Origin of the sequence: Psychroserpens burtonensis DSM 12212 (assembly GCF_000425305.1) — a bacterium.
GTDB lineage: Bacteria > Bacteroidota > Bacteroidia > Flavobacteriales > Flavobacteriaceae > Psychroserpens > Psychroserpens burtonensis.
In genome coordinates this window covers 33,332-46,334 of sequence record NZ_AUDE01000024.1, presented here as the reverse complement: position 1 = coordinate 46,334, position 13,003 = coordinate 33,332, and the positions used below count along the sequence as shown (strand labels likewise).

General features: G+C 32.0%; 15 protein-coding genes. 11 read left to right on the top strand and 4 right to left on the bottom strand.

Annotated elements, in window-relative coordinates; genetic code table 11:
* Positions 1–140 precede the first annotated feature (140 nt).
* The 5 genes from H593_RS0111470 to H593_RS19110 all read left to right on the top strand — a co-directional run bounded on the left by H593_RS0111470 (position 141) and on the right by H593_RS19110 (position 4,078).
* Positions 141–356, top strand: coding sequence for a hypothetical protein (locus H593_RS0111470; RefSeq protein WP_028872575.1), 216 nt, complete (start codon positions 141–143; stop codon positions 354–356).
* A 394-nt stretch (positions 357–750) separates the two neighbouring features.
* Positions 751–2,412, top strand: a complete 1,662-nt coding sequence (locus H593_RS20110) for a serine hydrolase domain-containing protein (protein ID WP_051229717.1) — start codon at positions 751–753, stop codon at positions 2,410–2,412.
* Between the two features lie 244 nt (positions 2,413–2,656).
* On the top strand, positions 2,657–2,926 hold the full coding sequence (locus H593_RS0111450) for a hypothetical protein (protein ID WP_028872573.1): 270 nt from the start codon (positions 2,657–2,659) through the stop codon (positions 2,924–2,926).
* Positions 2,927–2,957: 31 nt separating this feature from the next.
* Positions 2,958–3,371, top strand: coding sequence for a hypothetical protein (locus H593_RS0111445; protein WP_028872572.1), 414 nt, complete (start codon positions 2,958–2,960; stop codon positions 3,369–3,371).
* Between the two features lie 257 nt (positions 3,372–3,628).
* A complete protein-coding gene (locus H593_RS19110) occupies positions 3,629–4,078 on the top strand; it encodes a nuclear transport factor 2 family protein (RefSeq protein ID WP_037052190.1) in 450 nt (149 codons plus the stop codon).
* On the opposite strand, the gene H593_RS0111435 is transcribed toward H593_RS19110, so the two are convergent.
* From H593_RS0111435 to H593_RS0111420, 4 genes are all read right to left on the bottom strand, one after another.
* Positions 4,079–4,693, bottom strand: a complete 615-nt coding sequence (locus H593_RS0111435) for a trimeric intracellular cation channel family protein (RefSeq protein WP_028872571.1) — start codon at positions 4,691–4,693, stop codon at positions 4,079–4,081.
* Between the two features lie 20 nt (positions 4,694–4,713).
* Positions 4,714–5,157 (bottom strand): PH domain-containing protein, encoded by a 444-nt coding sequence (locus H593_RS0111430; RefSeq protein ID WP_028872570.1) that lies wholly within the window; start codon positions 5,155–5,157, stop codon positions 4,714–4,716.
* Positions 5,158–5,329: 172 nt separating this feature from the next.
* On the bottom strand, positions 5,330–6,448 hold the full coding sequence (locus tag H593_RS0111425) for a hypothetical protein (RefSeq protein ID WP_028872569.1): 1,119 nt from the start codon (positions 6,446–6,448) through the stop codon (positions 5,330–5,332).
* Positions 6,449–6,569: 121 nt separating this feature from the next.
* The gene (locus tag H593_RS0111420) at positions 6,570–7,322 is read right to left on the bottom strand and encodes an RDD family protein (protein WP_028872568.1); all 753 of its coding nucleotides are present in this window, start codon (positions 7,320–7,322) and stop codon (positions 6,570–6,572) included.
* Between the two features lie 24 nt (positions 7,323–7,346).
* Between H593_RS0111420 and H593_RS0111415 the strand changes: the two genes are divergently transcribed.
* The 6 genes from H593_RS0111415 to H593_RS0111390 all read left to right on the top strand — a co-directional run bounded on the left by H593_RS0111415 (position 7,347) and on the right by H593_RS0111390 (position 13,000).
* A complete protein-coding gene (locus tag H593_RS0111415; RefSeq protein WP_028872567.1) occupies positions 7,347–8,330 on the top strand; it encodes a stage II sporulation protein M in 984 nt (327 codons plus the stop codon).
* Positions 8,311–9,252 carry a hypothetical protein gene (locus H593_RS0111410; protein ID WP_028872566.1) on the top strand — a complete coding sequence of 314 codons (942 nt, stop codon included), beginning with the start codon at positions 8,311–8,313 and terminating at the stop codon, positions 9,250–9,252. Before H593_RS0111415 ends, H593_RS0111410 begins: the two co-directional genes overlap by 20 nt.
* Positions 9,245–10,003: a hypothetical protein gene (locus H593_RS0111405; protein WP_028872565.1), complete on the top strand. Its 759-nt coding sequence runs from the start codon at positions 9,245–9,247 to the stop codon at positions 10,001–10,003. The genes H593_RS0111410 and H593_RS0111405 overlap by 8 nt, the downstream gene beginning before the upstream one ends.
* Positions 10,000–11,196: a DUF4350 domain-containing protein gene (locus tag H593_RS0111400; protein WP_028872564.1), complete on the top strand. Its 1,197-nt coding sequence runs from the start codon at positions 10,000–10,002 to the stop codon at positions 11,194–11,196. Before H593_RS0111405 ends, H593_RS0111400 begins: the two co-directional genes overlap by 4 nt.
* A 3-nt stretch (positions 11,197–11,199) precedes the next feature.
* The gene (locus H593_RS0111395) at positions 11,200–12,303 is read left to right on the top strand and encodes an AAA family ATPase (protein WP_084142317.1); all 1,104 of its coding nucleotides are present in this window, start codon (positions 11,200–11,202) and stop codon (positions 12,301–12,303) included.
* Between the two features lie 166 nt (positions 12,304–12,469).
* Complete coding sequence (locus tag H593_RS0111390; protein WP_028872562.1) at positions 12,470–13,000, top strand: hypothetical protein; 531 nt, start codon at positions 12,470–12,472, stop codon at positions 12,998–13,000.
* Positions 13,001–13,003 lie beyond the last annotated feature (3 nt).

Genomic DNA, 13,003 nt, shown 5'->3' with positions numbered 1-13,003 from the left:
ATGAGCATTATAATCACCCTTCTAATCCTGTCTTTTTTTTACTTATTAATTGTAAATCAGAGTACATTTCCGAAGTAAATAAAAAGGAAATAAGTACTCAATTTGATGCTATTCTTACCTTAGACTAACACTATGCAGAAGTGCCCACTCAAAGACTCATAAAAGCTCACGGGTTTGAAAAAGTATGGGCGGTTTTCGAAAGTAAAAGAGATCGTATTGGGTTGATTAATCAAGATAAAATTAAACAGCTTTACAAAAAATATAGCTATTTAGAATATAAAGAAGTTGGAACACGCAGGTCTTCAAATTTTTACATCTCAATTCAACATACTGATAATGATGTTGCGTTTCAATAAGAAATGCTTGTATATCGCGTGAATGTCAATTTCAACAAACGGCAACGTTTTAGAGCACAAGTGACTTATAACGATTAGGCACAAGCGGTTCTAAAAAAGGGTTTAATAGATTTATCCCAAAGAAAACAACTAAGACTTGAATTTAATCTACTCCCTTATAAAAAGGACTATAACGGTATGACTAAAAATCATTTTAAAATGGACAGAGAAGGCTTTATAAAAAGCGGGATTAATGAACCAAAACTATATGAGTAAAATTCATTTAGAATTGACTTTAGGTCTTTTTCTTTTACTAATTTAGCTGTAACTATCACAAAATAGGCGTTATAAATAAAACACAAGAATTCACTATTGATTTGGATAGACGCTAACATTAAGATCAAAATAAAATGTCATGATGCAAAAATACTTATTTCTTATACTAATTTGTTTTAGTTTAATTCCTGTACATGCTCAGTTGAGTGAACTTCAATCCCAAAAAATTGATAGTTTATTTAAATCATGGAATGATGCAAATCATCCTGGTGGCGCTATTGGGATTATGCAAAATGGGAAAATAATCTACTCAAAAGCATTTGGACTGGCGAGTATAGAATATCAAGTCCCTAACACAACCAAAACTATATTTAATACAGGTTCAGTCTCTAAGCAATTTACAGCTATGGGAATTGTATTACTCCATGAGAGAGGATTATTGTCAGTTGATGACGACATACGTAAATACCTACCCGATATGCCAGATTTTGGACACGTCATTACCATACGCCATATGCTGCATCACACAAGTGGTATGCGTAGTTTACACGCCATGCTTGGTTTGGCTGGTTGGCGAGATGATGACTCTAGAACAAATGAAGATTTATATCGATTTATGCTCAAACAGAAGGAATTAAATTTTATTCCAGGAGATGAATTTTTGTATTGCAATACAGGGTATATGCTCATGGTGAATATTATAGAAAGTGTCACTAAAGAAAAATTCCCCCAATGGATGATCTCTAATATTTTTAAACCTTTAGGAATGGTAAACACCTATGTCGAAGATAGGTATGACCGCATTGTTCCAAATAATGCCACTTCTTATTATGGTGCAAATAATGATTTTTTTAGAGCGGTAGAATATTGGGGATATGTTGGTTCTGGAAATGTACACTCCACTACAGGAGATCTATTGACTTGGCTACAGAACTTCAATACGCCTTCCACTAGTTGGAGTTCGGCTTTTGAAATGCTACAGACGACAGACCCACTTAACGATGGCAGCGAAAATGCGTATGCCTTTGGCGTTAGCACTGACGAGGTAAGAGGTCATAAAAGGATTCAACATGGAGGCGCTATTGGAGGTTTTAGGGCCTATTCAAGTACCTATCCCGAGGAGCAACTATGCATTGCTGTATTAACTAATTACTCCTCAACAAATCCATCAAGTATAGAGCGAAATATTGCTCATATTATTCTTAAAACCAAACCCAATGTAACTACCGAAATCACAAAACCAAAGATTCCAAATAATGATATTTCATATACGCTAGAGCAACTTACTGGCAAATATGAAATCCAATCGGGTGTTATTCTCAATATTAGTATTAAAAATGACTCATTACATGTGTTACAAGAATGGAATAAGTCTGAATACAATATGTACAACACGAATAATAACACCTATCAAATGCCAAAAGTCGATGCTATTCAATTGGTGTTTTCAGAATTAAAAGACAACGAAACTCAAGTACTCTCAATCTATCAAAACGGGAGTAAAACCGAGGCTAAAAGATATACTTTGGCAAATTTGGCTCGTATTAATATAGACGATTATATAGGGCGTTTTTATAGCCCAGAACTTGAAAGTACATTAGACATCATTCTAAAAGAAGATACATTAATCGGCCATCATGGAAGACATGGAGATTTCCCATTAGAAATTTTAGGTAAAGATGCCTTAAACATTGTGAATTTTGGATCAATAGATGTTGTTCGTGATACTAAAAATATAATTACAGGTATTAGAATATCTAATGGTAGAGCGAGAAACGTTTGGTTTTTAAAACAGAAGTAAAGCTAATTCAAGTTCATCATGAGCACCTAATTAAAAACACTATTAAATAAAAAAAACGCTATTCACTTTAACTTTAACACTCTTTTCATTTACCCATTCTTTTGGACAAATAACATCAGACTCAGAGTCTTCTAAAAACTTAAAATGGCTCATTGAAAACCCCAAAATTGAATCAGATTCTATTTTTACTGAAAAATCTGTCGCTATTTTTAAATGGCAAGCGCTTAATCATCCAAATTTAGAGATGCGAGTTAAAGGTATTAGCGAATTTATGGATAGATGTCCAAATGACAAATTCTTTAAGAGCATCACAATGATTTATAGTCTAAGTCAGTTTGACAATCAGATAAATACCAATCTAAATGAAAATGAATCTGCTTATTCTGCTCTATTAAGTGTGCTTAAATACTATAAAAATATCGTTGAGTTAGATTCTAGCTATAACAATTCTACTTTAGAAGAATATCTTGAATTATCAGAAAAGGAGTTTAGAAAAAAAATTAGACGCTTATAAATTCTTTGAATTAACGTTCTCTATTTAAAACATGAAATTAACTCTTCTCACTTTAATCGTATCAATTGTCATATTACAGTCATGCCAATCAAACCCCAAGGTTAATTTTACAGAAACATTACAAGATTGTTTAACCACAGAAGATATTAATCAATTAAACAAAGCTACTGCTCAATTTGAACGTAAACTTATGGAAACCTATAGTTCAAAAAACACTAACCAAAACTATTTAAGATTTCTGGAGGATTTCAGTGCCATGAACCTCAATCCAGATTTCATATTAGATTCTGATTCAAAAACCATTTTGGATGATTTGAAAGCCTCAGGAACTTTTGATAAAATTTGGATATCAAAATTGAAGAATTATAAGGAACGAAATACAGAAAGTTTGATCATTGAATTTAAACCTAAAAAACGAGTACTAATATTGATATTCCTAGAGTAGATTATCTGTGTATAAACCCAACAGGCAATTTCATAAAATGCCTCTCATTAAACAATACCATTCATAATAGCTTGAAGGACGTTATAGACACACAAATCAAAGGACCTAGCTTAAGTTACGGCCTGACTTCAAAATCTGTAGCGAATAGCATCACCGTTAAAGACCTAGAAAATAATTTAAACAAAGTTGTTATTGCTATGCTTTTCTATTATGAAATAGTCCATTTGACCAATCAAAATTTATAAATTAATGTCACTATGATTAAAACACTGCTACTCGTCATAATATTAACCATTTCATTACCAATAATTTCACAAAGTAAAACTGATAATCTCACACTTATAACAACTACCATTCAAAATTATTATAATGGCTATATAGAACGAGATATCGATAAACTCAATACAGCTTTTGATACCGAATATGAAACTATGAAAGTACCTGTTGATAACAAAAACAGTTCTAAAGGATACAAGAATGTTTACTTTAAGGATTTAATCCCAGAATGGGGAAACAGAGAAAAATTACCTGAGAGTGAGTTAAATAACTGTGCGCTTCATATCTTAAATATAGATATCGAAGCTGGCAACATCGCCACTGCTAAAATGAGTATGAAGGTTGGAGATGTCACGTATATTGATATTTTATCTCTACATAACATTAATGGAGCATGGAAAATAACGAATAAGATTTATTACGTCAAGTAATTAGACCTGTTCCTTTTTATACAAACTAGGTAAACTCACTTTAAACTTAACCGCAATAAGTCGTATTACAATCACAACTATTATCGCAATTATAAATATCAAGTTAGTATTTGCCATAAATAGACGAAGTGAAAAGTACGTTAGACCTCCGAGAATACACGCGGTCGCATAGACTTCTTTTCTAAAAATCACTGGAATCTCATTACATAAAATATCACGAATCACACCACCAAAGCAAGCTGTCATTGTTCCAAGTGCAATACAAATAATGGGATGTAAACCTGCAACTAATCCTTTTTCTATGCCAACAACCGTGTATAATCCAATCCCAATAGTATCAAACAAAAAGAGAGACGTTCTTAGGTAGTTGATTTTATTCCGAAGTAAAATTGCAAATACGGTTGAACCAAAAATCACATACACGTAGGTCATATTAGTCATCCATGACACAGGATTAATCCCAATCATAACATCACGTAACGTCCCACCTCCTACCGCAGTTACAAATGCAATAATGAGTACACCAAAAGGATCCATTTTTTTATCAAGAGCCACCAATACTCCCGAAATAGCAAAGGCAATAGTTCCTAAAATATCTATGACTTGAAAAAACATTACTATTTGAAATTTTGAAGTTAGCTATTTGAATTTGCAGTTACTTTTATAGAACTGTTCAATTCTAATATATTGCGTACAAAAGTATCATTTGTTTTAGGACTTATATAAATTTCATTGTATTTCCTGTATTTTATAATTAAACCGTTTCTAGCTGTAGCAGGTTTAAATCCAGACCAGAGGGTTTTACCTTTAATAATTTCTAAAATATCTTCTATTGGGATGGCACCTCGTATTGGTCCGCATTTGTATTTTAATTCGATTGGAGTCAGTTCGTAAGTTGTATCTAAATACATCCATAATAATAATCCAGCAACTGATAATATCAATAGACTACTTAAAAAAGAAGACCTATCTTCTAGTCCACTTTCAACAAAAATAACAATAGCAACACCAATAAAAATCATGGCGAATCCAAAGGTAATTATTTGAAATACTATATCTTTTCTACTTTGAAACTTCATAGAATTATTAGAGATTGTTTAAATAAATTCACCTTTCCGAAGAAACCTTAAAATGTCTTCGAGACAAAACTGCCTTGTGTGTAGTAATTGTAATCTTTTAAAATCGTATCCTGTTTTAATTATAGCACAAAAATAGGTCTAGCTTGTATAAATTCAATACTTTACGAATTTTTTAATTATGATACTTGATTTCTCGTTCCCAAATATATAAATCTACGCCATTAATTGATTTTATCTGCTTAATCCAATTATTTTGTTTATCAAATTCATACAAAATCCTAATTCGTTTAGTTCCTTCAGCATCAGAATAAATCAATTTAATAATATTATCTTCTTTGTTGTACATATATTCTAATAATTGATTGTATTCTGAGTATTTAGCACTAATTTTCGCCTTCTTTATTAGTCGTTTTCGATTGTCGTAATAATATTTAGTCGTATTTATAAGAGTGTCTCTTATTTTTTGAACTTCAACCAATAAACCATTTTCATACAGATTTATTACACTTGAATTTGGTTCAGATAATTTACCGTTATTTAGACTGCTATCGAAAGTTTGCGTTTCAATAATTTGGTTGTTTTCATTATAACTATACTTTTTATAAATTTTATTTACACCAACAACACCTTTGAGCTGTTCGTAACCACTTTCTGCTTTTACATTTTTATACGACCGATTTCTAAGATCTTCAATTCTTCTGCTTTTATCATCATATTTATAAATCTTACTGGTAGACTCTCCTTCCCCATTAAATCGTTTAATCTCGATTAAATTCGATATTGAATCATAACGATAAATCAAGTAGGAATATATCTTAGGCTCATCCGTAATATAGTTTAATTCAGTAATGATTTCTTTTTTTGAATTATAAGTGTAGTTTGAACTACTGAATCCTTCTTCACCATATTTCTCCTTAACCTGAACTAAATTCTTTTCATTGTCATACACATAAGTTTGGTTAATCATTGTATCATTATTCTTGTAATACCATGTTTCACTAATAGTATTACCTCTTATATTAAATATCCTGTTATAATTAATATAGTGAACCCAAGGCGTATTGTACCATAAATAAGAAAATCGATTCTTTGTCCATTTTGGACTTATAAACCCACTATGTCCATAATCTCCATCTGTAAATAAAAGTTTACCGTTTTGATGCGTACTATCCGTGAATACGACTTGTTCTCTAATAGATTTCACATTTCCGTAGATAGTATCATTAGGTTGGGCAAAAGAAGAAATAGTATAGAAAAATAGAGCTATTGTAATTTGAATTTTGATTAACATTCTAAGATTTTTAACTAAAGATATTATTTATGAGATGAATTTAAACTCAAGTTGAGCAAACTGGTAGTTAGAATTAGTTTTGAGTTAACTTGGCTTAGGCAATGAAATATATCTAAAACGTCTACGAGACAAAACTCCCTTGCGTATAATAATTATAATCTTTTAAGATGGTGTCCACAAATTCCATATCGCTACCATTAAAATCTTTAATCTCTACAACCTGTATAATTTTAGTCCGCAATTTCACTAAAGTCTCATAGTCTCGAGCAGCTTTTGCTCGCACAAATGTCTCTTTAATGATTCGAGCATCATTATCTGATAATTTAATCACATTAGGATAGGTTGGCACATAACTATCGTCTAATTCTTCAAGAATAGTATGACTAATATTCACATTATTTTTTAGAGTAATCACAGAAGTTCCCGCAGTCATATCTCCTAAACGCTGACTCTTTTTACTGGTTACAATGGCGATTAATGCAATAATACCAGACATCATATTTAAATCTATAATTCTAAAAAACCAACGTACTAGATAATCAGCTAAAGAGGCTTGATAGCCATCTATTTTTACGACTTTTATTTTCATAATACGCTTACCAATGGTTTGTCCGTCAAGAAAAGTTTCAAAAAGTAACGAGTAAAATACAACCGGTAAATAAAAAGATACTAGTATGGCAATTCTAGACCAATCATCCATACCATTCACAATATCATCAATATGAAATAAATTAAAGGTTATTTGATAGACGACCACCACATAGGCAATCTTTATAATAAAATCGATTATATATGCCAATATACGCTCACCAACACTTGCTGCGATGAAATTTATATTGACGTTTTGTGTCGTATTTATTTGTAACTCTACCATTAATTTCTTTAACTTTGAATGCGTATGAGAGAAGTGGCATTTATTAAACAAAATAAAGAAAAATGGCTCAATTTTGAAGAGGCTATTTTTGGGAAAACCCTAAAAAATCCTGATGAATTGGCATCACTTTATATTCAGTTAGTAAATGATTTGTCTTACGCCCAAACTTACTATCCCAAAAGTAAAACAATTCTTTATTTAAACAACCTAGCTGCTAAAGCTTTTCAAAAAATTTATAAAACAAAACGCGAAGACACCAACAGGTTCGTACATTTCTGGAAGATTGAAGTCCCTTTAATTGTATACGAATATAGACGTTATGTCCTTTATGCTTTCGTTATATTTTTAAGTTTTGTTGGTATAGGAGCCTTATCTGCCGCACATGACGATTCGTTTGTGAGATTAATTTTAGGCGACGAGTATGTCAATATGAGTCTTGAAAACATCGAAGCCGGAGATCCTGTAGCTGTTTATAAAAGTGGAAGTAATTGGGGAAGTTTCATTGGGATTACGCTTAACAACCTATACGTAGGTATTAAGTCATTTATTTACGGAATTTTTGGCGGATTAGGAACAGGGTTAGTAATGTTATACAATGGTATTATGATTGGAGCATTCCAATATTTTTTCTACCAAGAAGGCGTCCTTTGGGAAAGCGTTCGTGGCATTTGGATTCATGGCTCTATGGAAATTTTCGCCATCGTTATTGAAGGCGCAGCAGGTTTAATCTTAGGTGCTAGTATTCTGTTTCCTAAAACATATTCTAGAATGACCTCTTTTAAAATGGGTATGAAAAATGGTGTTAAAATTTTAATAAGCACCTTCCCTTTCACTATTGCCGCAGGGTTTCTAGAAGGTTATGTAACAAGATATTCAAACACGATGCCCAATTGGTTATCTGTTGGTATTATTTTAATAACCTTAAGTTTAATTTCATATTACTATTTAATTTACCCTTTTATATTGAACAAAAAACTAAAAAACCTACATGCAGTTATACAAATCTAGAGGCTTTGGCGAGTACTTTCAAGACACCTTTGCGTTTTTAAAACAAAACGGAAAACACCTGTTTAAGCACTTTTTTATTATCAACGGGATTTTCTTGTTGATCCTTATGGTGCTAGGCTATTTCTTTAGTAAATTTTATACCGATGTTATTTTTGGAGGATTACTAAATGGAAATAGTGCAGGTATAGACGAATACATGAACCAAAACTCTGGGGTATTTATAGTACTTATTTTAGTATTTATAATCGTTGGTTTATTGGCTGCAATGATTTCCTACTCCTATGTTCCTATTTATTTAAAACTATATAGCAAGCACGATGGCAAAAATTTCACAGCAACAGATATTATAAACACATACAAGGCTAATATTGGTAAAATATTCATCTTTTTACTCTGCGGAATACTAATCGTAATTCCATTGATGCTTGGCGTTGGTATTTTACTTTTTATTCTCGCCATTACCATAATAGGGATTTTTGCAATGCCTTTAGTTATAGGCGCTGTAAGTTTATTCTACCAAGGCGCACTAATGGAATATCTTGACGAAAAACGCGGTATTTGGGATAGTTTTGGATATTCTTGGAGGATGATGAGTTCAAAATTTTGGGCAGCTATAGCCTGTGTAGGTATCTTTTATTTAATAAGCTATGTGGCACAAAATGTCATTGCACTTATTCCTTATATTTTTGGTATGGTTAATCTGTTTACAGAAATAGAAACGAATACTGTACCAGAGCCCATGGCCATTCAAAAAACCATGACGGTAATGATGCTCGCTATTTTTCTATTAACATTCTTAGTGAGTAGTATTTTAAATGTCGTTGTACAACTCAATCAAGGTATCGTGTATTATAGTCTTAAAGAAGACAATGAAAATATCAATACCAAAAGTGATATTGATCTAATTGGATCTGGTGAGTAGAATATTCTTCTTACATATCGTCCTTCTTTTCTTCGGAATTTCCTTGCATACAAACACAGTAACTATCGATACAACTGCACCATTGCAAACCATGCAAGACTCAGTATATGTTGACACAGCACCTATTGATAAACGCGAATTTGACAACCTCAAAGACATCTATGAGGGCAATGAATTCATCTATGAGCGTACTGTAGACAATTCTGGAATATGGACACGATTTAAACAATGGCTATCAGATTTTTTTAAAAATTTATTTGATATCAATAGTGATGCTAAAGCTGCAGATATTACTGACATCATCTTAAAGATTTTTTATGTCGTTATTTTTCTATTGGTCGTATTCTTTATCGTGAAGGCTATTATTAACAAAGAAGGAAGTTGGATCTTCGGAAAATCTAGTGATAAGACTATTATTCCTGTTACAGATCTCGAGAATAATATCTACGAAACCGACTTTAAATCACTCATCGCAGAAGCCGAAAAAGAAGACAATTACAGACTTGCTATTCGGTACTACTACTTGTGGTTATTAAAGTCACTTTCTGAAGCAGAAGTCATAGACTATGATGTAGAAAAAACGAATAGTGATTACTATCTCGAAATAGAAAATAAAGACACAAAAGAAGAATTCTCATATACCTCCTACCTCTATAATTACATTTGGTATGGTGAGTTTGATATTGATAACGCTCAATTTGAAAAGGCTAAAAAAGCATTTACTCAATTTTTAAGAACCCTTTGGAAATGAGTAAGACACTAAAAATATACGTCGGACTTTTAATACTACTATTCGTTGGAATTATAGCGATAGAATTCTCAACACCTGCTCCTATTAATTGGCAAAAAACATATAATGAGACTCAAAAAATCCCATATGGAACATTTGTTTTTTATGAAGAGCTCACAAATTTGTTTCCAGAGAGTAAAGTACAAGAGATTAAAGTCACACCATATGAGTATTTTGACGACTATTATAATTGGGAAGATAGTACCTACTTAACCACTGGAACATATATTGTCGTTGATGAATATCCAGATTTAGACAATACATCTGCTCAAGAATTATTAGATTTCGCATCACATGGTAATGATATCTTTATATCGAGTAATTACTTTCCTGATCGTCTTTTGGACTCTTTAGGATTTGACACAAAAAATGAATTCACATTTAAAGGTAAAGCAGAATTCACATTTACAAACCCAGTTTTTAAAAGTGATTCCATTTCCGTAGAAAAAGGATTAAACAATATTTATTTCTCTAAAATTGACACGCTCAACACGACCGTTTTAGGACATCAAAAATTTGATGATGCGACCTATACCAATTTCATAGAAGTCCCTTGGGGAAGTGGTTATTTTTACTTGCATGTGCAACCTGTAGTGTTCACCAATTATCATTTGCTTAAAAAAGATAATCGCAAATATGCATCTAGCGTACTATCTTATCTTAGTGATGATACCCTCTATTTTGATTCTAGAAATAAATTTCGAAAAGAACTAGGAAGTTCACCAATGCGATTTGTTTTAAGTCGGCCAGCACTGCGTTGGGCTTGGTATATAGCATTACTTACGACGATACTGTTTATGATTTTTAATGCTAAGCGAAGACAGCGTATTGTAAACGTTAAAGAACCCTTAAAAAACACAACTGTTGATTTCACTAAAACAATTGGTAATTTATATTACGAAACAAAAGATCATGATAATTTAATAGAGAAAAAAATCACTTATTTTTTAGAATATATTAGACGTGTCTATTATTTAGACACTCAAATTCTCGATGATAAGTTTGTAAAGAATTTGTCTTTAAAATCTGGCAAAGACAAAGAATACATTAAAAAATTAATTAATCAGATTGTATATTTAAAAGCTAAGAGCAATTGTAATGAAGCCAATTTATTACAACTAAACAAGGCTATAGAAGATTTTTATACCACATAAATTATGGAACATTTAGACGACAACCAAAACGAAGATACAACACCAAATACCGACCAATTTGACGAGTCGTTATTAGGAGATTCTAAAGCTACAGAATCTATTGAGCCAAAGGAAAACCTAGAAAAAACCCCCAGTGATATCAGTTTTACAAACCGAATTGACTTGAGTGAACTTCAAGACGGTATTGCTTTAATAAAAGGTGAAATCAGCAAAGTAATTGTTGGCCAAAAAGGAATGATAGATATGCTCATTGCGTCTATTCTCGCGAATGGCCATTCGCTTATTGAAGGCGTTCCTGGAGTAGCAAAAACCATATCTGCTAAGCTATTAGCAAAATCACTAGACGTCGATTTTAGCAGGATTCAATTTACACCAGATTTGATGCCTAGTGATATTTTGGGAACCTCTGTCTTTAATATGAAAAACTCTGAGTTTGATTTTAAAAAAGGGCCTATTTTTTCTAATATGATTCTTATTGACGAAATCAACAGAGCACCAGCAAAAACACAAGCCGCTCTATTTGAGGTGATGGAAGAGCGACAAGTTACTATTGATGGTAATAGATATCAAATGGATTTACCTTTTATAGTTCTCGCTACTCAAAACCCAGTAGAGCAAGAAGGAACGTACCGCTTACCAGAAGCGCAATTAGACCGTTTCTTGTTTAAAATAGATATTGATTATCCCAATATAGAGGAAGAAGTAGAAATCTTAAATCGTGAACATAATTTACAGGGCAAGGGTAAAACCGATCAAGTTACTGCGCATTTAAGTGCTGCTAAAATCATTAAATTTCAAGGTTTAGTAGAGCAAATCAAAATAGAGTCACATCTCATTAAATACATTGCAGATATGATCGTCAACACACGTAACAATCCGTTTTTATACTTAGGAGCGTCACCAAGAGCCTCTATTGCTATATTAAAAGCCAGTAAAGCGTTCGCTGCTATGGATGGCAGAGACTTTGTAACACCAGAAGATATTAAGCGCTCAGCAATACCCGTATTGCAGCATCGTGTTATTGTAACACCAGAACGCGAAATGGAAGGCGTAACGACGAAGCAAATTATAAAGCAGATTATTGAAGCGGTTGAAATCCCTAGATAAATTTAGTAAAAAGTGATTAATCCTCAGTATTCATTAGGTTTAGCAGACTAAATTATTAGATAGATTGGATTAGAAATAACTAAACAAAAGAGTTTACAGCTTCAGTAACTGTTTCCGGTATATTTTTAATATTGGATCTATAAACAGATAAAATTGTATTAACAAAATGGATTTAACGCTACATTGCAAGCTATGTGATCATAAAATCATAGATTTTAAGATAGGCACGCTTTGCGGTTTAACGAATAGAAAACCTGATTTTCAAAATAAGTGTGGTGTTATTAAAATACAAGATAATTTCAAAGAGCAAATTGAAACTATCAATATAGAACATGACGCTATTTTAAAAACTAAGACAGATACTTACGGTCACTTAATAATGTATGCCTTACTTGCTTTTGCTTTAGTTTTAGCTGCGTTTTTATTAGGTAAATTCATTTTAGATAAAGGTTTTATCTCCACAATTCCATTAATTATTGTGACCCTTGGATTTAGTGTTTTAGGGGTTGCTTTGGCGCCTCTAAACGCCTACAATTCCAATCTAAAAAGAGCTAAGCGAAATAAAGAAACGCTAGACAAAATAGGTAATATGTATGGTTATAAATACAATATTGACATAACTCATTTAAAAGATAGTCTAGGTAATAAATCATACGCGACTGATTTAAAAATTAGAAAATCAAATAACTCACTTTAATAG